This is a genomic window from Mycobacterium sp. 3-98, from assembly GCF_035918355.1.
GTDB classification, from domain to species: Bacteria; Actinomycetota; Actinomycetes; order Mycobacteriales; family Mycobacteriaceae; genus Mycobacterium; species Mycobacterium intracellulare.
Window position 1 is genome coordinate 4,420,227 of sequence record NZ_CP142360.1, and the last position, 20,766, is coordinate 4,440,992.

The following is a 20,766-nucleotide window of genomic DNA, read 5'->3' on the forward strand; positions in this document are numbered from 1 at the left end:
CACACTCGACGTTCACTGCAAAGCGAAGGGATGACCGATGCCCACTGATTCGTTCGACACCATCAAGTACGAGGTCGACGGGCACACCGCGACGATCACCCTCAATCGCCCGGACGCCCTCAATGCGCTCAGCCCGCACATGATCACCGAACTGCGGGCGGCCTACGACGAGGCCGAAAACGACGACAACGTCTGGCTGACCATCGTCACGGGCACCGGCCGCGCGTTCTGCACCGGCGCCGACGTCAAGGAGATCCCCGAAGACGGCAAGGTGATCTACGAGCGGCCGTACCTGTCGACGTATGACCAATGGGAGGCTCCGCAGGAGGGCACGCCGCCCTTTCGCACCACGGCCAAGCCGGTGCTGACCGCGGTGAACGGAATCTGTTGTGGCGCCGGTATGGATTGGGTCACCACGACAGACATCGTCATCGCCTCCGAGCAGGCAACCTTTTTCGATCCGCACGTCAGCATCGGACTGGTGGCCGGCCGCGAACTGGTTCGGGTATCCCGCGTGCTGCCCCGCTCGATCGCCCTGCGGATGGCCCTGATGGGCAAGCACGAGCGGATGAGCGCGGAGCGCGCCTATGAGCTGGGACTGATCAGCGAGGTCGTCGAGCACGACCGCCTGCTGGACCGGGCCCACGAGATCGCCGACATCGTCAATTCCAATGCGCCCCTGGCCGTCCGGGGCACCCGCCTGGCGATCCTCAAGGGCCTGAATGTGCCGCTGCACGAGGCGGAGATACTCGCCGAAACCTTCCGTGAGCGGGTGCTGCGGACCGAGGACGCGGCCGAGGGGCCCAAGGCTTTCGTCGAGAAGCGCAAGCCGAATTGGCAATGCCGGTGAACAAGCCGATGAGTTTCGAAACCATCCTGCTCGAGGTCGACGCCACCGATCACGTCGCCACCATCACCCTGAACCGGCCCGAGCAGCTGAACGCGTTCAACCGCACCATGTGTGAGGAGATGGCCCGCGCCTGGCACACGGTCAAACTCGACGAGTCCGTGCACGCGGTGGTGCTGCGCGCCGCCGGCGACCGGGCGTTCAGCGCGGGACTGGACATCAAGACGCCCTATGGGCAGCCCGAAAACATCTGGAACCACGAAGATCCCGGCGAAGCCCTGAGTCCCAAATGGCAGAAAATGTGGAAGCCGGTGGTCTGCGCGGTCCAGGGGATGTGCACCGCCGGCGCGTTCTACTTTATCAACGAATCCGACGTGGTCATCTGCTCGGAAGACGCCACGTTCTTCGACTCCCACGTGTCGGCCGGCCTGGTTTGCGCGCTGGAGCCGATCGGCCTGATGCGCCGCGTCGGCCTCGGCGAGACGCTGCGCATCGCCCTGATGGGCAACGACGAGCGGGTCAGCGCCGACACCGCGCTGCGCATCGGATTGGTCTCCGAGGTCGTCGCTTCCGGCCAGCTCTGGGATCGCGCCCACGAGATCGCGGCGACCATCGCCGCCAAGCCGCCAACGGCGACTCAGGGCACGGTCAAAGCGATTTGGGAGTCGCTGGACAAGCCGTATCGCGCCGCGCTGGAACAGGGCCTCATCTACACCCGGTTGGGAAACCCGCTGGGCACCGCGGAACTGGCCGCGCAGCAGACTCCCGGCGACCGGGCCACCAAACGCACACCGAAGATCCGCTGATGCCGCGTCACCCGCTCATCCAACGCATCGCCGATGTGCTCGACCTCGAACCAGACTCACGCGCCATCGAGTATGTCGGCCAATGGATCTCGTGGGAGCAGGTCGGCACCCTGGCGCAGCGCATCGCCGGCCTGAGCGCCGGCGCCGAGGTCGGGATGCTGCTGCGCAACCGGCCGGGGCACGTGGCGGCCTTTCTGGGTGTGCTGCTGGGCGGCGGAACCGTCGCGGTCATCAACCCGTCGCGCGGCGACGAGCGCACCAAGGCCGATATCGCGAGGCTGCAGCTTGGATTGATCGTCGGCGAGCGCGACGATCTGACGGCACTGGTGACGCCGGGCATCCCGACGGTCGCGATCTCGGGACCGGCCGACCACGTCGACGTGTCCGGGCAACCCGGCGCCGAGCCAGGCCCGTCGACCGGTGTCGCGGTGCGCATGTTGACCAGCGGCACGACGGGTCCACCCAAGCGAATCGACCTGACCTACGACATGTTGGCGCGCAGCGTGATGGGCTCCGAACCCGACCGCGCGCCGGCACCCACCGAGCTGCGGCGCGGCGTCGCCATCGTGAACTCGCCGCTGGTGCACATCGGCGGGGTATTCCGCGTGCTGCAGTGCATCGCCGAGGCCCGACCGTTCGTGCTGTTGGAGCGATTCGAGCTGAACGCATGGGTCGAGGCGGTGCGCACCCACCGGCCCCGCGCCGTATCGCTGGTACCGGCGGCCCTGCGCACGGTCTTGCACTCGGACGTGTCGCCGGCCGACCTGGACAGCGTCCGGGCCGTCACCTGCGGCACGGCGCCGCTGTCGGCCGATGATGCCGACGCCTTCACCGATAAGTACGGCATCCCGGTGCTGACCTCCTATGCCGCAACCGAGTTCGGGGGCGGCGTGGCGGGCTGGACCCTTCCCGACCATCAGCGGTACTGGCGAGCCAAACGAGGCAGCGTCGGCCGGGCCAATCCGGGCGCTCAGCTCAGGGTGGTAGCCGACGACGGAACACCGCTCGGCCCAGACGAAGTCGGCCTGCTGGAGGTCAAGCCGGGCCAGCTGGGGCCGGCCGCGCAATGGATGCGAACCACGGACATGGCACGCATCGACGCCGACGGGTTCCTCTGGATTGTCGGCCGCGCCGACCAGGCGATCATCCGCGGCGGCTTCAAAGTGATGCCCGACGACGTTCGCGCCGCGCTGGAGAGCCACCCCGCGGTGGCCGGCGCGGCGGTCATCGCCCGGCCCGACGAGCGGCTCGGAGAGACGCCGGTCGCCATGGTCGAACTGCGCGAGCCGGGTGCGGCCGACGCCGACGCGCTGGTGGTGCATCTGCGAGAGCGCTTGGCGCGCTATGAGATTCCGACCGAGATCGCGATCGTCGACGCCATTCCGCGAACGCCGTCGGGCAAACCCGATCTCGGCGCGATCCAGGAACACTTCCGCGAGCTCGCGGCGCCGCGCAACCATGCGCGCTGATCCTGTGACGGTCGCCGCGACGTTGCGACAGCAGGCCCGGGCGCGCGGGGATCACCCGCTGCTGGTCTGCGACGGCGACCGCATCGGATACGCCGAAGCCGATCACCGGTCGGCGGAGCTCGCCCGCGGCCTGATCGCCCTCGGCGCCGGTAAGGGAACCCATGTGGGCCTCCTGCACCCGAACGGAAGCGACTTCGTCGTCGGCATGCTGGCGGCGGCGCGAATCGGTGCCGTGGTGGTCCCGTTCTCCACGTTCGTCACCGCCCGGGAACTGCGCGAGCAGCTGGTCGACAGCGACGTCGAAATCCTGCTGAGCGCCGGGTCTTTTCGGTCTCACAACTATGTGCAGCGACTGTCCGAGGTGATTCCGCGGGCCGACCTCGATTTCGGCGACCGCTTGTTTTGCGCCGCGGTGCCGCAGCTGCGCCACGTGGCGTTTGCGCACGACGCGGTGCGCGCGCTGGCCGGCAGCGTCGACGGGGCGCTGCTGCGGGCGAGCGAAGACGTTGTCTACGACTGCGATCCGCTGGCGATCGTCTACACGTCCGGGTCAACCAGTGCCCCCAAAGGGGTAGTGCATACGCATGGCGCACTGCTCGGACATCAGCGGAACCTCAACGCGATCCGCGGCCTGACCGCTTCGGACAAGCTGTTCTGCAATTCGCCGTTCTTCTGGATCGGCGGGTTCGCGTTCGGCCTGCTGGCCACCCTGGTGGCCGGATCAACCCTGGTCTGCTCCAACGCCATCGACGCCGGGGCCACGCTCGACCTGTTGGAGGCCGAACGACCCACCATGACCAACGGGTTCGCGGCCGGCATCGCTCACCTCGCCGAGCACCCCAGCTACGCCGAGCGTGATCTGTCGTCGATGCGGCGCGGCAACCTCTACCCGATCATGGCCCCCGACACCCGCCCCGCCGACCCGGAGCTGCGGCACAACATGCTCGGGATGACCGAGGCCGGCAGCGTCGTCCTGATCAGCGAGGACGAATCCGACCAGCCCGAGACGCGGCGGGGATCATTCGGCAAGCCCGCGCCCGGCTTCGAGACGATGATCGTCGATCAGGACGCCTCCGGAGTCGGTGAACTCTGCATCCGCGGACCGTACGTGATGCAGGGCTACTACAAGCGCTCTCGCGAGGAGTGCTTCGACGCCGACGGCTGGTTTCACACCGGCGATCTGGTGCGCACCGACGACGACGGATTCGTCTACTTCGTCGGCAGGCTCAGCGCGATGGTCAAGACGGCGGGCGCCAACGTCTCGGCGGCCGAGGTCGAGCAGGCGATCACCCGGGTCACCGGCGCCGAGGCTTACGTGGTGGGCGTGCCCGATACCCAACGGGGCGAGCTGGTCGCGGCGGTGGTCGTGCAGCCGGATTTCGACGAGTCGGCCGTGCGGGAACGGCTCAAGGCGGAGCTGTCGTCGTACAAGATTCCCAAACGGTTTGTCTCCCTGTCCCGCGCCGATGTCCCGCTGTTGTCCAGCGGCAAGGTCGACACGCGGCGGCTGAGAAAGCTTTTCGATGCCTAGCACCATCGACGAACTGGTGCGGTTTCGGGCCCGGCACGACGCGGATACACCGATGGTGATCGATCCCACCTCGCGGCTCAGCTACCGCGAACTCGACTCCACCACAAGGGAACTGGCGGCCGTGTTTGTGGAAGCGGGCGTGGGCAAGGGCTCCCGGGTCGGGTTGATCATGCCCAACGGCACCCGCTGGGTACAGATCGCCGTCGCCCTGACACGCATCGGCGCCGTCCTGGTGCCGCTGAGCACGCTGCTGCAGGCCGGCGAACTCGTCGCGCAATTGCGGGTCGCCGCCGTCCAGTTCCTGGTGAGCGTCGAAGAGTTTCGCGGCCATCGCTACCTCGACGACCTCAAGGCGGTGCCCGAGTCCGAAATTCCGGCGTTGCAACAGGTTTGGTCGACCGATCAGCTCGACAGCGCCCCCGCGAGTGACCGGGCCCGCCGGATCATCGATGCCATGACCGAAACGGTCACCCCCGCCGACGCGCTGGTCATCATGTTCACCTCGGGCAGCAGCGGATCACCCAAGGGCGTCCTGCACTCCCACGGCAATGCGCTGGGCGCCGTGCAATCGGGGCTGGCCGCGCGCTGCATCAGCGGCGAAACGCGCCTGTATCTGCCGATGCCGTTCTTCTGGGTGGGCGGGTTCGGCAGCGGAATCCTGTCCGTCCTGCTTGCCGGCGCCACCCTGGTGACCGAAGAATTGCCCCGGCCCGAAACCACGCTGAGACTGCTGGAGCGCGAACGGGTCACCCTGTTTCGTGGCTGGCCCGATCAGGCCGAGGCGCTTGCGCGGCACGCCGGCTCGGTCGGCGTGGATCTCTCGGCGCTGCGACCCGGCAGCCTGGAAGCCCTGTTGCCGCCCGAGCAGCGCGCTCGGCCCGGGGCGCGCGCGACGCTGTTCGGCATGACCGAGGCATTCGGGCCGTATTGCGGCTACCCCGCCGACACGGACATGCCCGCCACGGCGTGGGGCAGCTGCGGAAAGCCGTTTCCCGGCATGGAAGTCCGCATCGTGGACCCCGAAAGCGGTATGCCCGTCGCGACGGGAACCGCCGGCATGATCCAGATCCGTGGACCGCACACGCTGCGGGGCATCTGCGGGCGCCGGCGCGAAGAGCTCTTCACCCCCGACGGCTTCTATTCGACCGGTGACCTCGGCCACCTCGACGAGCAGGGATTCCTGTTCTACCACGGGCGATCCGACGACATGTTCAAGGTCAGCGGAGCGACCGTCTACCCCAGCGAGGTCGAGCGCGCGCTGCGCACCATTGACGGGGTCGACCACGCCTTTGTCACCAGCGTGCCCGGCGCCGCGGGCGAACGGGTCGGCGCGGCGGTGGTATGCGACGACGCGCTCACCCGCGACCAACTTCATGCGTCGGCGCGAAAGTTGCTGAGCGCCTTCAAGGTACCCACGGTGTGGCTGCTGCTGCACTCCGGCGACGACGTTCCACGGGGCGGCACCGGGAAGGTCGACGTCCGCCGGCTGCGGCAGATGTTGATCGACGCGAATCAGCCCTAGGGGACCCGCGTCCAGGGTTGACAATTCTGCGACTCGAAGGCCTTGACCGCGGAATTGATGTTCGCGTACATCGGACCGATGGAGGTATTCGTCTGCAGCACATGGTCCTTGTTCGCATCGGGCGTGCTGTAGGTGAACCACGAACACATCGAGTCCTGGGTCGGCACATTGTTTATCCACACGCCGAAGGCCGAACCCGAGCCGCCCGTGTGGTAGAGCCCCGGCGCGATATCGGGCCCCACGACAAACACGCCGTTGCCGGGAATCGGGTCGAGTAGGTCGGCATGTGCGGGCGCCGCGAATGCGATCGCTGTCACGCACGCAACGAATCCGGCCACGGCACGAGACGCTGGAGCCATCTCCTTCTCCATTCGTTGCCCACCCTGATGGCAGCGTATGCCGCAGTGGGCTTTGCTACAAGAGAAGGCGATGCCTACCGACGAGCTCCGGATACCGCCGACTTCGGTAGCCGACCGGCACGCGAGTGACCGCTCAGAACGTCACCCGTGACGAGCACGTCAAAGGCCAGATTCAGCCGCATCGGCTTGGTCACCCCCTGTCGCCACCGCAGCCGGGTACCACCCTCGGTCGACTCGCTCGTAAAGTCTTGCAACGCAACCGTTTCGTCCCTGTACGTCGCGGTGCCCGTCAGCCCACCGCGCAACTCGGTGAACGCGTACAGCACTGCCAGCGTGCCGATCGGGGTCTTGATCGTCACGTCCCAGTCGCCCTGGATGCTCACCCTAAACCTCCAGCGGTTCCCGGCCCACCGGTCGCCATACCGTGCCCCGCCGTTCGTATTCGAAGAGTTGCTCGACAGCGTGCGCGACTCGAGGACCATAGCCACGATCAAGCAGATGCAGTGCGAGATCGAGGCCCGACGTCACGCCTCCCGCCGTAATCAGATCTCCATCGTCGACGACACGGGCCGCGACCGGATGCACACCTGCGGCCTCGAGCAGCTCCAACCCCAGATGATGCGTGACCGCGTGGCGGCCTTCGATCAGTCCGGACATCGCCATGATGATCGAGCCGCCACACACCCCGGCCAGAATCACCTCCGGGTTGGCAGCGGCCTTGTGTAACAGCGGGGTCAGCGCGGTCTGGGCCGCCCGGGCCAAGACCACCGGGATGGTGTCGACACCGTCGTCGGGATCCCCGACGGTCGGTCCGCTGGCACCGGGCACGATCACCCAGCCGCGATCAGCCGGATCGATCGCGGCGGTGGCGGCCAGCGCCAGCCCGCGGGTACCGCTGATCACGGCGCGGGGCCCCTCGGCCGCCACCAACGTCACCGCTAGGTCGCCCGCGACCATCTCGGCACCGGCGGCCAGGACTTCGAACGGAGCGATGACGTCGAACGGGTCGAACCCGTCGTACAACACGATTTGCGCATGCACCCGGCTATGGTCACCCATCGCCGCACCGGAGAACAGTGGCTGGATTGCCACGTTGCGCCGGTATATTGCCAACCCATGCATGCTGTCGCGATTCTGGTTGAGCCCGATGCCATCGCGTTCGACCTTGCCATTGCGATTGAGGTGTTCGGCCGGGTCTTCTTCGAGGACGGCGCGCCGGGCTACCGAGTGCGCGTGTGTGGCTGCGAACCCGTCGTTACAGCGGGACCGATCCGGATCGCGACGGACCACGGCTTGGCTGAGCTCGGCGATGCCGACACCATCGTGGTGCCGGGCCGAAACGACGCCGCGGCACCGGTTCGCGACGACGTGATCGTCGCGCTGAAGTCCGCGTACGAAAAGGGCATTCGGATCGCATCGATCTGTAGCGGCGCCTTCACCTTGGCCGCCGCGGGAATCCTGGACGGCAAGCGGGCGACCACGCACTGGTTGGCGGCCGAACTGCTGACGGCGACTTACCCGGCCGTAAGGGTCGACGCCGACGCGCTCTACATCGACGAAGGCCAGATCCTCACCTCGGCCGGAGCGTCTGCGGGACTTGACCTGTGCCTGCACCTGGTCGCCCGCGATTATGGGTCGGCCGCGGCGGCCGATGCCGCCCGCCTGGCCGTCACCCCGCTGCACCGCAGCGGTGGCCAGGCGCAATTCATCATCCGAAACCGCCGCATGTCCAGCACCGAACTCGATGAGTTACTGGTGTGGATCGAGAACAACGCGCACCGGCCGCTGGCGTTGCGCGACATTGCGCGCCGGGCGGTCAGTAGCGAGCGGACGCTCAATCGCCGGTTCAAGCACGAGACGGGCCAGACGCCGATGCAATGGGTCAACAACGTCCGGATCAGGCACGCGCAGCAACTGTTGGAGAGAACCTCCGACAGCATCGAAAAGATCGCGTGTCAAGTGGGTTTCGCGTCGACAACGAATTTCCGTGAGCAGTTTCGCCGGGTGGCCGGCGTGCCGCCGCAGAGTTATCGGCACACCTTTCGCCACCATGGCGGCGACGGTACCAGCTAGGGCGATCCGTCCCCGCCGGTCACCACCCCGCGCGCGATGAGGTGGTCGATCAACGGGACCGCGCCGGCGGCGAGATGCTCCGACATCGCCGCGCGCGCCAGCTCGCCGTCACGCTTTTTCAGCGCGGACAAGATCCGACGATGGTCCCTCATCGACTGCTCGGGCCAGCCCTCGATGGCGGGAAACACCGATTCGGGTGCGTAGCGGGTGATTTGCGACATCAGCTGCGCCAGCTTGGGCGAATCGGCGGCGATGTTGATGGCCCGGTGAAATTCGTGGTTCAGGCCGACGGTGTGCTCATGCTCGTCACCGGCATAGGCATTCTCCAACTGCGCCTGGATCTCTTTGAGCTCGCGTAGCTGATCGTCGGTGATGTTGACCGCGGCCCGCGCGGCCAGCTCGCCGCCGACGTGCGCCTGCACGTTCGCCACGTCGGTGACATCGCGTCCGGTGACCGGCAGCACCACGAAACCCCGGCGCGGCTGCTGGGCGATCAAACCCTCGGCGCGCAGCGCGAACAGCGCCTCGCGCACCGGCGTGACACTGATGCCCAACTCCGCTGCCAATTGATCCAGCCGGACGTACGAGTCGGCGGCGTAGGTCCCATCGAATATCCTGCTGCGGATCAAGCGCGCAACGTCCTCGGAAAGTTGCGGCCGCGCAGCGAAATCCGGAACGCTCATCGTGTCACACCCGATATTCGGCGAGCAGTCGCTTGCTGATGATGTTCTTCTGGATTTCGCTGGTGCCCTCGCCGATCAGCAGGAACGGCGCGTCGCGCATCAGCCGCTCGATCTCGTATTCCTTGGAATAGCCATAGCCGCCGTGGATCCGGAAGCTCTGCTGGGTGACCTCGGCGCAGTACTCGCTGCACAGGTACTTGGCCATTCCGGCGGCGACGTCATTGCGCTCCCCCGAGTCCTTCAGCCGCGCCGCGTTCACCATCATCAGGTGTGCGGCTTCGACTTTGGTCGCCATCTCGGCCAGCTGGAACGCGATGGCCTGATGCTCGGCGATCGGCTTGCCGAACGTCTCGCGTTGTTGCGCGTAACGCACCGCAAGCTCGAAAGCGCGAAGCCCGACGCCACAAGCCCGCGCCGACACGTTGACCCGGCCGACCTCGATGCCGTCCATCATCTGGAAAAAGCCCTGCCCCGTCGCCCCGCCGAGGACGTCATCGGCGCCGGCCTGGTAGCCGTCGAAAATCATCTCGGTGGTTTCGATGCCCTTGTAGCCCAGCTTGTCGATCTTGCCCGGAATACGCAGGCCCGGAACGACTTCGCCGAAGCCGACCGGCTTCTCGACCAGGAAGGCGGTCAGGTTGCGGTGCGGCTTGTCGGAGCCCTCGTCGGTGCGCACCAGCGTCGCCACCAGTGTCGCGGTGGCGCCGTTGGTCAGCCACATTTTCTGGCCGTCGATCGTGTAGGTGCCGTCGTCGTTGCGTCGGGCCCGGGTCCGGATCGCGGCGACGTCCGAGCCCAGCTCGGGTTCCGACATCGAGAAGGCGCCGCGCGTCTCGCCGGTCGCCATGCGCGGCAGGAAGCGTTGCTTCTGCTCGTCGGTGCCGTGCTGGCGCAGCATGTACGCCACGATGAAATGGGTGTTGAGCACCCCGGACACGCTCATCCACCCGCGCGCAAGCTCTTCGACGCATAGGGCGTAGGTCAGCAGTGATTCCCCCAGGCCGCCGTACTCCTCGGGGATCATCAGCCCGAACAGGCCCATGTCGCGCAGCTGGTCGACGATGGCCTGCGGGTAGGTGTCGGCGCGTTCGAGTTCAACCGCGTTGGGGATGACTTCCTTTTCGACGAATTGCCGGACGGTGGCGATGATTTCGGTCTGGACTTCGGTCAGCCCGAGCGTCTGGGCGAGTTTGGTCATGTGCTGTGTTTCCTTCCGGCTGCTCAGCCCGCGATGGTCTTGGCGTCCGTCAGGCGCTCGACGTCGGCGGTGGTCAGCCCCAGCAACCGCTGAAGGATCTCGGCGGTGTCTTGTCCCAAGGCGGGCGCCGGTGCGCTGGCGGGATGGACCCCGTCGAACGCGGCCGGTAGGCCCGGCGCGAAGTAGTCGCCGACGCCGGGTTGCCGCAACCGCGAAAACAGCGGATTGTCAGTGACTTTCGGTCCCGCCGCGACCTCGGCGAAGGTGCGGTAGCGTTCGAACAGCACCGTGGTATTCGACAGCGCGGCGGTGACCTCGTCGGCGCTGTGATCGTTGAACCAGGTGGCGAACAACCCGGACAGCACGTCCTGGTACCGGTACCGGTCGCCTTCGGACCCGAAGTCCACCCCGAGCGCCTCGGCGAGCGCCGACACAGCGGCATGCGTGCCGGTGACCTCGACCAGATCGCGGAAGTGCCGCTTGGTCAGGGCGACGACCATGAACCGGCCGCCGTCGCGACTGGTGAAGTCCTGCCCGTACTGGCCGTAGATGGCGTTGCCCAGCCGTTCGCGTTGCGTCCCGTTGACCTGAGGTTCGGTGAGCAAGCCCAGGTTGGCGGCGGTGGCCAGCGCGACGTCCTCCAACGCCAGGCTGATCCGCGTCCCCGACCCGGACTTGTCGCGGCGATGGACGGCGGTGACGACGGACAGCGCGGCGTACAGTCCGCAGCACACGTCCCAGGCCGGCAGGACGTGATTGATCGGACCGGCATGATCGGCCGGGCCCGTGACGAGTGGATAGCCCAGGCCGGCGTTGACCGTGTAATCCACGCCGGTGGAACCGTCACCGCGCCCGAGTAACTGGACGTGGATGACGTCGGGGCGCTCGGCCGCCAGGACGTCGTGGCTCAGCCAGGACAGCCCGGCGGCGTTGGTCACGACGATGCCGTCACCCTCGACGATCAGGCGCTGGACCAGTGCCTGGCCGCCTTCGGAGCGCAGATCGATGGTGGCCGAACGCTTTCCCTTGTTCAGGCCCGTCCAATAGATCGACGTACCGTCCGCCGACAGCGGCCAGCGTTGCACGTCGGACGCACCACCGATAGGGTCGACCCGGATCACCTCTGCGCCAAGCTGATTCAGGGTCATTCCGCACAGCGGCGCGGCGACGAAGCTGGACACCTCGACAACGGTGAGGCCGTCCAGAGGCAGCCCGGGGTCGGTCATCTCGATGCGACCCGTTCGAAGACGGCGGCAAGCCCCTGCCCGCCGCCGATGCACATGGTCTCCAGCCCGTAGTGCGCCTGCCGCCGATTGAGCTCGCGCGCCAGCGTGGCCAGCATCCGTCCGCCCGTCGCCCCCACCGGGTGGCCCAGCGAGATTCCCGAACCGTGCACATTGGTCCGCTCATGGTCGGCCGCACCGAAATTCCATTCCCGCATCACCGCAAGCGCTTGCGCGGCAAAGGCTTCGTTGAGCTCGATGAGGTCGATGTCGGAGAGCTGCAGGCCCGCCTTGGACAGCGCCACCTCCGTCGCGGGGACCGGCCCGATGCCCATGACGTCGGGCGCCACCCCCGCGACCCCCCAGGACACCAGGCGCACCAACGGCTTCAGGCCGTACGCGTCGGCCCTCTCCGGCGTGGTCACCACGCACATGGACGCCGCGTCGTTCTGCCCGCTGGAGTTGCCGGCCGTGACCGTCGCCTCCGGGTCGTCTTTCAGCAGAACGGGTTTGAGCTTGCTCAACGACTCCACCGACGTGTCCGCGCGCGGATGTTCGTCGGCGTCGATGACTTCCTCGCCGCTGCGGGTGGGGACGGCAACCGGAACGATCTCCTCGGCGAGGACGCCGTCCTTCTGCGCGGCCACCGCGCGCTGATGCGACCGCACCGCCAGCTCGTCTTGTTCCTCGCGCGAAATCCCGTACTGGCGGCGCAGATTCTCGGCCGTCTCCAGCATTCCACCCGGCACCGGGTAGTGCCTTCCGCCGGCGGTCGTGCGTCCCCGCGCCAGCCCGTCGTGCACCCGCACGCCGCCGCGAGCCCCTCCCCAGCGCATATCGGTGGAATAGAAGGCGACGTTGCTCATGCTTTCGCAGCCGCCGGCGACGACGAGATCGTGGTCGCCATGGCCGACCTGCAGGCAGGCCTGGATCACCGCCTGCAGGCCCGACCCGCAACGCCGGTCGACCTGCATGCCCGGAACCGTCACCGGTAGGCCGGAATCCAGCGCGACCACGCGCCCGATCGCCGGCGCATCGCTGTTGGGATAGCAGTGGCCGAGGATGACGTCTTGCACGGCGTCGGCCGCCAGCCCGGTTCGCTCGAGCAGACCCTTCAGGGCGGTGACACCGAGGTCGACGGCGCTGAGCGCCTTGAACATTCCGCCGTAGCGGCCGATCGGCGTCCGCACCGGCTCACAGATGACGGTTTCACGGACCCCGCTCACAGGTGTCGGCCGCCGGTGATTTCCATGACGGTGCCGGTCATATACGACGACAGGTCGGAAGCCAGGAACAGGGCCACGCTGGCGACTTCGCTGGGCTCGCCGGCCCGGCCCATCGGCACCTCGGCCACCTTCGAATCCCAAATGCGCTGCGGCATGGCCTCCGTCATCGCCGACCGGATCAAACCGGGGGCGATCGCGTTGACCCGGACGCCCAGATACGCCAGCTCTTTGGCGGCCGCCTTGGTCATGCCGACGATGCCGGCCTTGGCCGCCGAGTAGTTGGTCTGGCCGACCATGCCGACCTTCCCCGACACCGAGGACATGTTGATGATGGCGCCGCGCTTGTTTTCCCGCATGATGGCGGCGGCCAGCCGGGTGCCGTTCCAGGTTCCCTTCAGGTGGACGTTGATGACCTGATCGAACTGCTCCTCGGTCATCTTGCGCATCGTCGCGTCTCGGGTGATCCCGGCGTTGTTGACCATGATGTCCAGGCCGCCGAACCGCTCGACCGCGGTCTGGATCAGCGTCTCGACGTCGGAGGACTGCGTGACATCGCAGCGGACCGCGATCGCGACGTCGTCACCGCCCAGCTGCTTGGCCACCACCTGGGTCTCCTCGAGATTGACGTCACCGAGCACGACCCGCGCCCCCTCGGCGACGAAGCGCTCCGCGATGGCCAGACCGAGTCCTTGCGCTCCGCCGGTGATTACTGCGGTCTGACCTGCCAACAACGCCACCTGGATCACACATCCTTCTCTGTTATCGCCGCCATCGGGCACCCATCAGGCAAATATCATATTTGATATAGGATCCTCCCCTGAACCGGGGTGCCCCGGATCGGGAGAGGAGCGTGGAGCCGATGGCCACCGCCGAAATCGCCGAGGTCTCCGACGAGGACTTCCGCGAGATCCTGGCTCAGACAAGGCAATTCGTGCGCAGCGCGGTGGTCCCCCGCGAGCAGGAGATCCTCGACGAGGATCGTGTCCCCGACGACCTGCGCGACGAGGCCAAGCGGATGGGCCTGTTCGGCTACGCGATCCCCCAGGAGTGGGGCGGCCTCGGCCTCAACCTGATGCAAGACGTCGAGTTGGCGATGGAGCTGGGCTACACGTCGCTGGCACTGCGGTCGATGTTCGGCACCAACAACGGCATCGCCGGACAGGTTCTGGTCGGGTTCGGCACCGACGAACAGAAATCGCGCTGGTTGGAGTCGATCGCGTCCGGCGACGTCGTCGCGTCCTTCGCGCTGACCGAACCCGGCGCCGGATCCAACCCCGCCGGCCTGCGCACCAAAGCCGTTCGCGACGGCGACAATTGGGTGATCTCCGGGCAGAAGCGCTTCATCACCAACGCGCCCGTCGCCAACCTTTTCGTGGTGTTCGCCCGCACCCGGCCGGCCGACGACAAGGGACCCGGGATCGCGGTCTTTTTGGTGCCGGCCGATGCCGCCGGCGTGCAGGTGGGCGCCAAGGACGCCAAGATGGGCCAGGAAGGCGCGTGGACCGCCGACGTCGCCTTCGACGACGTCCGGGTGGACGACGCCGCACTGATCGGCGGCAGCGAAGACATCGGGTACCGCGCGGCCATGACCTCACTGGCCCGCGGCCGGGTGCACATCGCCGCGCTCGCCGTGGGCGCCGCCCAACGCGCGCTCGACGAATCCGTCACGTATGCCGCCACGGCGACGCAGGGCGGGGCGGAGATCGGAAGCTTCCAGTTGGTGCAGGCGATGCTCGCCGACCAGCAGGCCGGCGTGATGGCCGGCCGCGCGCTGGTGCGGGACGCCGCGCGGCTGTGGGTCACCGATCAGGACCGCAGGATCGCGCCGTCGGCGGCCAAGCTGTTCTGCACCGAAATGGCCGGCAATGTCGCAGATCTCGCGGTGCAGATCCACGGCGGCAGCGGCTACATGCGAGGCGTTGCGGTCGAACGCATTTACCGCGACGTGCGCCTGCTGCGGCTCTACGAGGGCACCAGCGAGATTCAGCGCCTGATCATCGGATCGAATCTGGTCAAGGCGGCGGCACGGACCATCACAACGAAGGAGCGTTAATGGCAGGCAGGCTTGCCGGAAAAGTGGCATTGATTACCGGCGCGGCGCGCGGCCAGGGCCGGGCGCACGCGGTGCGCATGGCCTCCGAAGGCGCGGACATCATCGCCGTCGATATCGCCGGCAAGCTTCCGTCCTGCGTTCCCTACGATCCGGCGAGCCCGGACGACCTGAGCGAGACCGTTCGCCTGGTCGAGGAAACGAACCGTCGCATCATCGCGTCGGTGGTGGACACGCGTGACTTCGACGGACTACGAAGGGTCGTCGCGGACGGTGTCGCCGCGCTGGGCCGGTTGGACATCATCGTCGCCAACGCCGGGGTTGCGGCGCCGCAGGCATGGGACGACATCACACCGGAAGACTTTCGCGACGTCATGGACATCAACGTCACCGGAACGTGGAACACCGTGATGGCCGGGGCGGACAAGATCATCGAGGGCGGCCGGGGCGGCTCCATCATCCTGATCAGTTCCGCGGCCGGTATGAAGATGCAGCCGTTCATGATTCACTACACCGCCAGCAAGCACGCCGTCACCGGCCTGGCGCGCGCCTTCGCCGCCGAGTTGGGTAAACATTCGATCCGGGTCAACAGCGTCCACCCGGGTCCGGTGAACACCCCGATGGGATCGGGCGACATGGTCACGGCGGTGGGCAAGACGATGGAAACCAACCCGCAGCTGGCGCACGTCCTCACGCCGTTCCTGCCCGACTGGGTCGCCGAACCCGAGGAGATCGCCGACACCGTGTGCTGGCTGGCCAGCGACGAGTCCCGCAAGGTCACCGCCGCGCAGATCCCGGTCGATCAGGGCTCGACGCAGTATTGAGCTCAGCGCGGCGGGAATAGATCGCCGACGTCCGCGCTTTCAGGCCACATGAAAGCCTTCACCGAGACCGAACGCCAAGAGTTCCTGGCCGCCAAGCACGTCGGCGTCCTGTCCGTCGCGGCCACCGACGGCCGGCCGCCGGCCAGCGTCCCGATCTGGTACGACTACACGCCGGGCGGCAACGTCCGGATCATGACGGGCGCGTCCAGCCGCAAGGCGCGGCTCATCGAGCGGGCCGGGGTGGTGACGCTCGTCGTTCAGCGCGAGGAGCCGCCGTACCAGTACGTGGTGGTCGAGGGCAGCGTCGTCGAAACCACGAATCCGGCCCCGGCCGACTTGCAGGAAGCAATCGCCATTCGCTACCTCGGCGAGGAAGGCGGGCGCGCGTTCGTCCGCAGCATGGAGGGCGTCGAGGAGGTGCTGTTCACCATCCGGCCCGACCGCTGGCTGAGCGCCGACTTCACCGGCGACCTATAAGCGCCGAGATATACGCGCATACGCCGATGTTTTGCCGCATGCGGCCAGCCCATGCTGGCTAGCATGAGCAAAATCGATCCTCGGGCGGGCGCGCCACCCTTGGAATGGAGCGACCTGGGCGTAGGCGAAGGCATGAACGAGCCCCTGCCGACCGGCACCGTGACACTGCTGCTGGCCGACGTCCAGGGTTCGACGCAGCTATGGGGCTCCCAGCCGCAGGAGATGACCGCGGCGATCGCGAAGCTGGACCAAACACTCGCCCGATTGGTCGGGGCGCATCACGGAATCCGTCCGGTCGAGCAGGGTGAGGGTGACAGCTTCGTCATAGCCTTCAGCCGCGCGTCGGACGCGGTGGCGTGCGCGCTCGCATTGCAACGGGCGCCGCTGGCGCCGCTGCGGCTGCGGATCGGGGTGCACACCGGCGAGGTTCAGTTGCGCGACGAGAACAACTACGTGGGGCCGGCCATCAACCGGACGGCGCGACTCCGCGAGCTCGCGCATGGCGGCCAAACGGTGTTATCGGGTACCACCGGCGATCTGGTTGCCGACACGCTCGCCGACGGGGCGTGGTTGAACGACCTCGGCATCCACGCGCTGCGGGATTTGCCGCGGCCGGAGCGGGTTGTGCAGCTGTGCCATCCCGACCTCCGCAACGAATTTCCGCCCCTTCGACACCGCGAATCCGTTGTCTCTCAGCGCCTTCCCGCACAACTGACCAGCTTTGTGGGTCGCGACGCCGAAATGCGCGAGGTGCGAGGTCTTCTCGCGCAGCACAGGTTCGTGACGTTGACGGGCGCCGGCGGTGCGGGCAAGACCCGGCTGGCGGTGCAGATCGCGGCCTCGGTCGCCGCCGACTACGCCGACGGAATCTGGTACGTGGACCTGGCTCCCCTCGCCGACGCCGACCTGGTGCCCATTACCACCGCCCGGGCGCTGGGGCTGCCGGATCAGCCGGGGCGATCCCCGGAGAAAAGCCTGCTGCAGTTCGTCGGCGACCGGCACATGCTCGTGGTGCTCGACAACTGCGAGCACGTGCTGGACGCCAGTGCGGGACTTACCGGTGCGCTATTGGGGGGTTGCCCGCGACTGACGGTGCTGGCGACGAGCCGCGAGCCGATCGGCGTGAGCGGCGAGGTGACGTGGCGGGTGCCGTCCCTGTCGTTCGACGACGACGCCACGCGGCTGTTCGCCGATCGCGCGAGCAATGCGCGCCCCGGCTTCACCGTCGACGAGGACAACGCGGCCGCGGTATACGAGATCTGCCGTCGCCTCGACGGCATGCCGCTGGCGATCGAGCTGGCGGCGGCACGCGTCCGCGCGCTGTCGCCGCACGAGATTCTGGCCGGCCTGCAGGACCGGTTCCGGTTGCTGACGGGCGGGTCGCGGACGTCGGTGCGCCGCCAGCAGACGCTGCGCGCATCGGTGGACTGGTCACACGCGCTGTTGACCGAGCCCGAGCGGATCCTGTTCCGCCGGCTAGGGGTTTTCATGGGCGGGTTCGACCTCGACGCTTGCCGAAAGGTGGTCTGCGACCAGGATTTGGCGTCTCACCAGGTGCTGGACGTGCTCGCGCTGCTCATTGACAAGTCGCTGGTGACGGCCGAATCTGCCGGCGGCCCCATGCGATACCGGCTGCTGGAGACGATCCGCCAGTACGCGCAGGAAAAGCTCGGCGAATGCCCCGAGGTCGTCGCCATTCGGGACCGGCACCGCGAGCACTACGCTGATCTGGCGGCGGCCGTCGACGCGCCGGGCGACGCAAGGCTCGAACTCCTCCTCGATCGAGCGCAGGCCGAGATCGACAACCTGCGTGCCGCTTTCGCGTGGAGCCGGGAGAACTCCGACACCAACGGCGCGCTGCAACTGGCGACGTCGCTGCAGCCGCTGTGGCTCACCCGGGGCGGCCTCAGGGAGGGATCGGACTGGCTCGACGCGGGTCTAGCGGACGCCGAGCGTCAGGGCGCCGAGGTGTCGCCCCGAGCGATGGCGAGGGCGCTGGCCGACAAGGCATTCCTGGACAACATGCGCGACCCGGAAAGCCTTGCGCGAGCGCAGCGTTCGCTGGCGATCGCGCGCGAGCTGGACGATCCGGCGTTGCTGGTGCGGACTCTCACGGCTTGCGGTCGCCTCGCCGCGTGGAACGCGGAACTCGCCCGACCGTATTTGTCGGAGGCGGAAGACTTGGCACGGGCCATAGGTGACCGGTGGAGACTGGCCCAGATCCTCTACAGCAAGGCCCTGACGGCGACAGTCGGCACGGGTGATCCCGCCGCCGCCGTGGCGGCAGCGACCGAGGGGCGCGACCTCGCGGACGCGATCGGCGACCAAGGCTACTCACGCGGATGCCGTTGGTGTCTGATCGCTGCGCAATGGGTGTTCGGTGACGTCACAGGCGCCGCGGCGCGACTCCGCGAATTGATGAACGAAGCCGACGCGACGCACGCCCTGATCTGGCAGGTGTCCGCCCGCGAGCGTCTGGCCCACGTTTCGGCGCACACCGGACAGCCGGACGAAGGTCGCGCCCTCGCGGGTGACGCCCTCGACGGCGCCGCCGAGATCGGCCGGTATATGGAGGGCGTGGTGTACTCGTCGCTGGCCTACGCGGCGCTGGCCGGCGGCGATATCGACGCGGCCACCGAGGCCGGCGACGCCGCACGCGAGCGGTTCGGGGACTGGCCGCTTGCGTCCACCACCGCGAAGCCCTGGGCGCAGGTCGCGCTGGCCCGCGGCGACCTGACATCCGCGCGTCGCTTCGCCGAGGAGGACATCGCGTCCGGTGCAGGGTGGTTCATGGTGCAGGCGCTGACGACCCGTGCGCGTGTGGCGCTGGCGGAAAACGAACCGGGCCAGGCCGAACGCGACACCCACGACGCGCTGACCCGTGCGGTCGAATTGCGGGCGCACCTATTCGTTCCAGATCTGCTGGAGTGCCTCGCCCAGTTGGCACACCTTGCCGGGAGCCACCCGGAGGCGGCACGGCTCTTCGGCGCGGCGGATGCGGTCCGTCGGCGCACCGGCATAGTCCGCTTCCGGGTGTACGACGCGGACTACCAGGCGTCATTGGAGCAGACCCGTAACGCCTTGACGGACAAGGAGTTCGACGCCGCGTGGGCCGCTGGCGCTGCGCTGTCCACCGACGAAGCGATCGCCTACGCCCGCCGCGGACGAGGCGAACGCAAGCGGCCCCCCACGGGCTGGGACTCGCTGACCCCGACCGAACGCGACGTCGTGCGCCTCGTCGCCGAAGGACTGGGCAACAAGGACATCGGCGAACGCCTCTTCATTTCCCCGCGCACCGTGCAGACGCACCTGACCCACGTCTACGCGAAACTCGGAATCACGTCGCGAATGCAGCTGGCTCAGGAAGCCGCCCGCCGATCAGTGCTCGACTAGCTCCAGCGTGCCCAGCTCGCGGATCGCCTGGCAGCCGCGGCTGAGCATGGCCAGCACCATGTCGTCGCCACGCTCGGTGGCGGCGGCGAACGCAAACCCCAGCGCCGAGATCAGCGGCGCCTGCAGCACCCCGAGCCGGTAATCGCGCCAACATGTTTCGCGGTCGTAGTCGCTGACACCGCCGGCCGTCAGCGCGCGATGGTAGTCGGCGACCAGCTCCTCCTCGATGCCGGCGCGCAGCTGCGAATTGAGGCTGGTTGCGGTGAAGTACGCGAGATCCCGGGTCGGCAGGCCCACCCCGAGCGTCTGCCAGTCGACCACGCTGACCCGGGTCCGGTCCGGGTCGAACAGCAGGTTGTCCAGCCGGTAGTCGCCGTGCAGCAGGGCGAACCGGTCGTACTCGGACAGCAGCCACGGTGTGATCACACCCATTGCCGCGCTGAAGGTATCGCGGTCTTCGGCGCTCATCCGATCGCCCAGCTTCTCCAGCGTGATATCGGCGCTCATCTTCGCCACTTCGCCCATGCCGGCAGCGCCGGCCTCATCCGGGCGCCCGAACGCGATGCCGGGGAAATCGAGCCAGGCGGGGTCGCACCAGGTCGGCGCGTGCAGGCCGGCGAGGGCGTTAACCGCCAGGCGCGCTTCGGCTTCGCCGCAACCGATGAGCTGATCGCCCTGCACCGCCGGCGCCTGATCCGCGAGCAGCAGGGCGAAATCCATTGCGTCTTCGGCGATCTCGGAGTAGAAGCACCGCGGGGTCGGCACCTGCACCCGGTCCACCACCGAGGAGTAGAACGCGCATTCGCTGCGGTAGCCGATCACCACCCGGTCGCGCACGGTGTCGTCCTGGGCGGGCAGCTTGATCACGAAGGTCTGCGGAAGGTCACCGGGGTCCGTCGCGTAGCGGGCGCTCACCCGGTAGGTCGCCCCGGTCTGTCCCGTGCCGATCGCGACCACGTCGACCTCGGCGACCTCGACGGGCGCGCCGCGGCCACTGAGCGCGGCCGACAGCCATGCCGGGGTCACGTCGCCGGGGTAACGCGGTATCGACGACAGCACAGCACTCATTCCCAGCACGCCTCCTG

General features: G+C 67.8%; 19 protein-coding genes. 10 read left to right on the forward strand and 9 right to left on the reverse strand.

The genetic code is table 11. The features are described 5' to 3' along the window. Positions 1–37 precede the first annotated feature (37 nt). The 5 genes from QGN30_RS20680 to QGN30_RS20700 are packed head-to-tail and all read left to right on the forward strand — an operon-like array spanning position 38 to position 6,175. Positions 38–850 carry an enoyl-CoA hydratase/isomerase family protein gene (locus tag QGN30_RS20680; protein ID WP_014382113.1) on the forward strand — a complete coding sequence of 271 codons (813 nt, stop codon included), beginning with the start codon at positions 38–40 and terminating at the stop codon, positions 848–850. Then, complete coding sequence (locus QGN30_RS20685) at positions 841–1,653, forward strand: enoyl-CoA hydratase/isomerase family protein (RefSeq protein WP_198347166.1); 813 nt, start codon at positions 841–843, stop codon at positions 1,651–1,653. Before QGN30_RS20680 ends, QGN30_RS20685 begins: the two co-directional genes overlap by 10 nt. Beyond that, positions 1,653–3,122: a class I adenylate-forming enzyme family protein gene (locus tag QGN30_RS20690; RefSeq protein ID WP_038535589.1), complete on the forward strand. Its 1,470-nt coding sequence runs from the start codon at positions 1,653–1,655 to the stop codon at positions 3,120–3,122. The genes QGN30_RS20685 and QGN30_RS20690 overlap by 1 nt, the downstream gene beginning before the upstream one ends. After that, positions 3,112–4,653 carry a class I adenylate-forming enzyme family protein gene (locus tag QGN30_RS20695; protein WP_026071499.1) on the forward strand — a complete coding sequence of 514 codons (1,542 nt, stop codon included), beginning with the start codon at positions 3,112–3,114 and terminating at the stop codon, positions 4,651–4,653. The genes QGN30_RS20690 and QGN30_RS20695 overlap by 11 nt, the downstream gene beginning before the upstream one ends. Then, positions 4,646–6,175, forward strand: coding sequence for a class I adenylate-forming enzyme family protein (locus tag QGN30_RS20700; protein ID WP_014382110.1), 1,530 nt, complete (start codon positions 4,646–4,648; stop codon positions 6,173–6,175). The genes QGN30_RS20695 and QGN30_RS20700 overlap by 8 nt, the downstream gene beginning before the upstream one ends. On the opposite strand, the gene QGN30_RS20705 is transcribed toward QGN30_RS20700, so the two are convergent. The 3 genes from QGN30_RS20705 to QGN30_RS20715 form a co-directional block, all read right to left on the reverse strand. Then, the gene (locus tag QGN30_RS20705; protein WP_026071500.1) at positions 6,172–6,534 is read right to left on the reverse strand and encodes a hypothetical protein; all 363 of its coding nucleotides are present in this window, start codon (positions 6,532–6,534) and stop codon (positions 6,172–6,174) included. The two genes, QGN30_RS20700 and QGN30_RS20705, sit on opposite strands and share 4 nt — an antisense overlap. A 74-nt stretch (positions 6,535–6,608) precedes the next feature. Next, on the reverse strand, positions 6,609–6,917 hold the full coding sequence (locus QGN30_RS20710; RefSeq protein WP_009952877.1) for a hypothetical protein: 309 nt from the start codon (positions 6,915–6,917) through the stop codon (positions 6,609–6,611). A gap of 1 nt (position 6,918) precedes the next feature. Further along, the gene (locus QGN30_RS20715) at positions 6,919–7,575 is read right to left on the reverse strand and encodes a DJ-1/PfpI family protein (RefSeq protein WP_009952875.1); all 657 of its coding nucleotides are present in this window, start codon (positions 7,573–7,575) and stop codon (positions 6,919–6,921) included. 75 nt (positions 7,576–7,650) lie between these two features. On the opposite strand from QGN30_RS20715, the gene QGN30_RS20720 reads away from it, so the two are divergent. Beyond that, complete coding sequence (locus QGN30_RS20720) at positions 7,651–8,607, forward strand: GlxA family transcriptional regulator (RefSeq protein ID WP_038535585.1); 957 nt, start codon at positions 7,651–7,653, stop codon at positions 8,605–8,607. Here the strand turns inward: QGN30_RS20720 and QGN30_RS20725 are convergent. Genes QGN30_RS20725 through fabG form a run of 5 tightly spaced genes read right to left on the reverse strand, consistent with a single transcriptional unit; the run spans position 8,604 to position 13,683 of the window. After that, positions 8,604–9,290 (reverse strand): GntR family transcriptional regulator, encoded by a 687-nt coding sequence (locus QGN30_RS20725; RefSeq protein WP_036458492.1) that lies wholly within the window; start codon positions 9,288–9,290, stop codon positions 8,604–8,606. The two genes, QGN30_RS20720 and QGN30_RS20725, sit on opposite strands and share 4 nt — an antisense overlap. Positions 9,291–9,294: 4 nt before the next feature. Further along, positions 9,295–10,488: an acyl-CoA dehydrogenase family protein gene (locus QGN30_RS20730; RefSeq protein ID WP_038535582.1), complete on the reverse strand. Its 1,194-nt coding sequence runs from the start codon at positions 10,486–10,488 to the stop codon at positions 9,295–9,297. A gap of 23 nt (positions 10,489–10,511) precedes the next feature. Next, on the reverse strand, positions 10,512–11,714 hold the full coding sequence (locus QGN30_RS20735) for a CoA transferase (RefSeq protein WP_038535580.1): 1,203 nt from the start codon (positions 11,712–11,714) through the stop codon (positions 10,512–10,514). After that, positions 11,711–12,937 carry an acetyl-CoA C-acetyltransferase gene (locus QGN30_RS20740; RefSeq protein WP_038535578.1) on the reverse strand — a complete coding sequence of 409 codons (1,227 nt, stop codon included), beginning with the start codon at positions 12,935–12,937 and terminating at the stop codon, positions 11,711–11,713. The genes QGN30_RS20735 and QGN30_RS20740 overlap by 4 nt, the downstream gene beginning before the upstream one ends. Then, on the reverse strand, positions 12,934–13,683 hold the full coding sequence (gene fabG / locus QGN30_RS20745; RefSeq protein WP_008254916.1) for a 3-oxoacyl-ACP reductase FabG: 750 nt from the start codon (positions 13,681–13,683) through the stop codon (positions 12,934–12,936). The genes QGN30_RS20740 and fabG overlap by 4 nt, the downstream gene beginning before the upstream one ends. Positions 13,684–13,796: 113 nt before the next feature. Here fabG and QGN30_RS20750 point away from each other — a divergent pair, with 113 nt between their 5' ends. The 4 genes from QGN30_RS20750 to QGN30_RS20765 all read left to right on the forward strand — a co-directional run bounded on the left by QGN30_RS20750 (position 13,797) and on the right by QGN30_RS20765 (position 19,681). Further along, on the forward strand, positions 13,797–14,990 hold the full coding sequence (locus QGN30_RS20750) for an acyl-CoA dehydrogenase family protein (protein ID WP_038538537.1): 1,194 nt from the start codon (positions 13,797–13,799) through the stop codon (positions 14,988–14,990). Further along, a complete protein-coding gene (locus QGN30_RS20755; protein ID WP_038535575.1) occupies positions 14,990–15,811 on the forward strand; it encodes a mycofactocin-coupled SDR family oxidoreductase in 822 nt (273 codons plus the stop codon). Before QGN30_RS20750 ends, QGN30_RS20755 begins: the two co-directional genes overlap by 1 nt. Positions 15,812–15,859: 48 nt before the next feature. Next, positions 15,860–16,288 (forward strand): pyridoxamine 5'-phosphate oxidase family protein, encoded by a 429-nt coding sequence (locus QGN30_RS20760; protein WP_038535573.1) that lies wholly within the window; start codon positions 15,860–15,862, stop codon positions 16,286–16,288. Positions 16,289–16,420: 132 nt separating this feature from the next. Next, a complete protein-coding gene (locus QGN30_RS20765) occupies positions 16,421–19,681 on the forward strand; it encodes a helix-turn-helix transcriptional regulator (RefSeq protein ID WP_038538534.1) in 3,261 nt (1,086 codons plus the stop codon). Here QGN30_RS20765 and QGN30_RS20770 read toward each other — a convergent pair. Continuing rightward, a complete protein-coding gene (locus tag QGN30_RS20770) occupies positions 19,667–20,749 on the reverse strand; it encodes a phosphotransferase family protein (protein ID WP_038535571.1) in 1,083 nt (360 codons plus the stop codon). The two genes, QGN30_RS20765 and QGN30_RS20770, sit on opposite strands and share 15 nt — an antisense overlap. Between the last annotated feature and the right edge of the window lie 17 nt (positions 20,750–20,766).